2 protein-coding genes are annotated in these 2,263 nt (G+C 52.5%); one reads left to right on the top strand and one right to left on the bottom strand.

Translation table 11 applies throughout. From position 1 onward, the window contains the following. On the bottom strand, window positions 1–532 hold a 532-nt coding region (locus ACPLUI_RS14060), incomplete at its 3' end, for a DUF7713 domain-containing protein (RefSeq protein WP_424660869.1). An 81-nt stretch (window positions 533–613) separates the two neighbouring features. Between ACPLUI_RS14060 and dinB the strand changes: the two genes are divergently transcribed. Beyond that, entirely contained in the window at window positions 614–1,780 is a 1,167-nt protein-coding gene (gene dinB, locus ACPLUI_RS14055) for a DNA polymerase IV (protein WP_424660868.1), read from the top strand. Window positions 1,781–2,263: the final 483 nt, after the last annotated feature.

The following is a 2,263-nucleotide window of genomic DNA, read 5'->3' as shown; positions in this document are numbered from 1 at the left end:
ACTTAAAATTCCATCCCTCAAAGGTGTAAACCATCCTGCCGAATTCTTCCCAGGAAAATCTTTTTCCGTCTATCACCACGTCAGGCCCGGTACTTTCCTCTGAACTTTGATATTCAACCCTTCCGGCAACCTCGTCGTTTTTTATGTGAAATTGACCCTCAAAGCTTTCAAGGTATTTAGTGGCCAAGCCAGCCTTGATCTTCCGGAGCAGCTTTTCAAATAAGGATTCCATTTCTTCTTCATAATCGCCCAGTGCAGAGAAGATGTACCCGTCAGGATACCCTTCTTTGTTCAGTTCAAAAGCTCTTAGTTGCTGGCCGGCAGGGAGTAGAGTGTGTTGGATGAAAAAAGTGTGAGTCTTGTTTTCGCAATCTTTTACCCGTAGTTTTTTCACGGGTAGAGAATCGATCTCTGCCCCTATCAAATTGGAAATTAACTCGCGAAGGCAGTCGGAGCAAATACTTACGCCGTTTAGTGCCACCAGGTCATAACCCGGAACTTTGCGGTTGCAGCTTTCGCATTTTTCTCTCAAATGGTATCCTTCCTTTGCAGTTTTTTCTAATTATACCATTCAAGCTGCTTATGTGATCAATAAGATTAAATGGTGGTTTCAATGTCTTACAACCGTGACATCCTCCTCTGCGACCTGGACGCCTTCTTCGCCTCCGTGGAACAGCGTGACCACCCCGAATACCGGGGCAGGCCGGTCATTGTCGGCGGCCGCCCGGACGAACGCGGCGTGGTCGCTACATGTTCCTACGAAGCCCGGAAATACGGTATCCGTTCGGCCATGCCCGTGAGCCGTGCGGTCAGGTTGTGTCCCGACGCCGTTTTCCTCCCGGTTAACATAGCCCGCTACCGCCGGGTATCGGCCCAGGTACTTGCCGTTTACGCCCGGTTCGCCGCGCAAATAGAGCCGGTATCCATCGATGAAGCATACCTTGCCGTACCGTCCGGCAGGGGGATGGCGACGGCCGGGAAAATCCGGGAGGCGGTGAGGCGGGAACTGAACCTGCCCGTCTCCATCGGGGTGTCGGTCAATAAACTGCTGGCAAAAATGGCCTGTGAGCTGGCCAAACCCGACGGGTTAAAGCAGATCAAGCCGGAAGACGTGCCGACGGTGGTCTGGCCACTGCCGGTGAGGAAACTGCACGGGGTTGGACCGCATACGGAAGAAAGGTTGCGCCAGCTTGGGGTCAGGACAATCGGCCAGCTGGCGATGTTTCCGGAAAGCGAACTGGTCAGGATATTCGGCAGTTTCGGCGCGACTCTCCACCGGTACGCCAACGGGATTGACAGCCGGGAAATTGAGCCTGTGCGGAAAGTGAAGTCCGTTGGTGAGGAAATCACGTTTCCCCGGGACGTATACGATAAAGAATCGATTTTAAAAACACTCCTGGAATTAGCCGAACAGGTTGGACGCCGGCTGCGCAAAAAAGGGCTGAAAGGCCGCACGGTCATGGTGAAGATCCGGTACAGCGACTTCAGCACCATCACCAGGTCCCGGACGCTGCCGGATTTCGTGGACGGCGACGGTGCTATTTACCGGACAGCCAGGGAACTGTTTTTGGCCAACTGCGGCAGACCGCCCTGGAGGCTGGTCGGGGTACAGGTGTCAAACCTGGACGACGGGGCATGTGAGCAGCTGACCCTGTTCAAAGAGCCGGACAGGGACGGGCAGGTATGCAGGCTGGTGGATGAGTTGAGGGAAAAGTACGGGAAAGATGTAATAAAGAAGGCTGCGTTGTTGGAATCGTCCTCACGCAGCACATATCCCTAATCGTTTCCAAAGAATTTTCGTCCTACCGTTTTCTTAAATTACCTCCACTGAACACCAGAAAAATGTCCCGTACAAATGTGAACAGGGGGGCGTGGCGTTTGTGCGCCAACGCCGGTGGTCATAAACGGCAGAGTAGACTAAATTACTCATTGACAAGAAAACTGATCCGGGAGATAATGTGATCCAAGGCGGTTAGCAAAATGTTAGTAACCAGACCAATCGTATTAACCGGATATCCTCAAAAACCTTATTTCGAAACCAGCCGTGCCTACCAGGAAAAAACAGAGCCCCGGAAAACGGGGCTTTTCACTTTACCCAAAAAACCTTGATTTTAAAGGGCCGGGCGGGAATTTCCTGTTAGAGTAATCCACAGTTCTTACCGGGTACCTGGTGAGGCTCCGCACCAGGGGGCGTGTTCCCGACCGGACGGCGGAGCTGACACAGGCATTCTTCGTACACCCCTGTTTTAATGGGTTAAAGCTT

Source organism: Desulfofundulus sp., from assembly GCF_049701015.1.
Classification (GTDB): Bacteria; Bacillota; Desulfotomaculia; order Desulfotomaculales; family Desulfovirgulaceae; genus Desulfofundulus.
The sequence above is the reverse complement of the archived record's forward strand: the minus strand, read 5'-3'. Positions and strand labels throughout refer to the sequence as shown.

Coding starts and splice junctions, on each gene's coding strand:
- dinB (WP_424660868.1), top strand. CDS start 614: ATGTCTTACAACCGTGACATCCTCCTCTGCGACCTGGACGCCTTCTTC.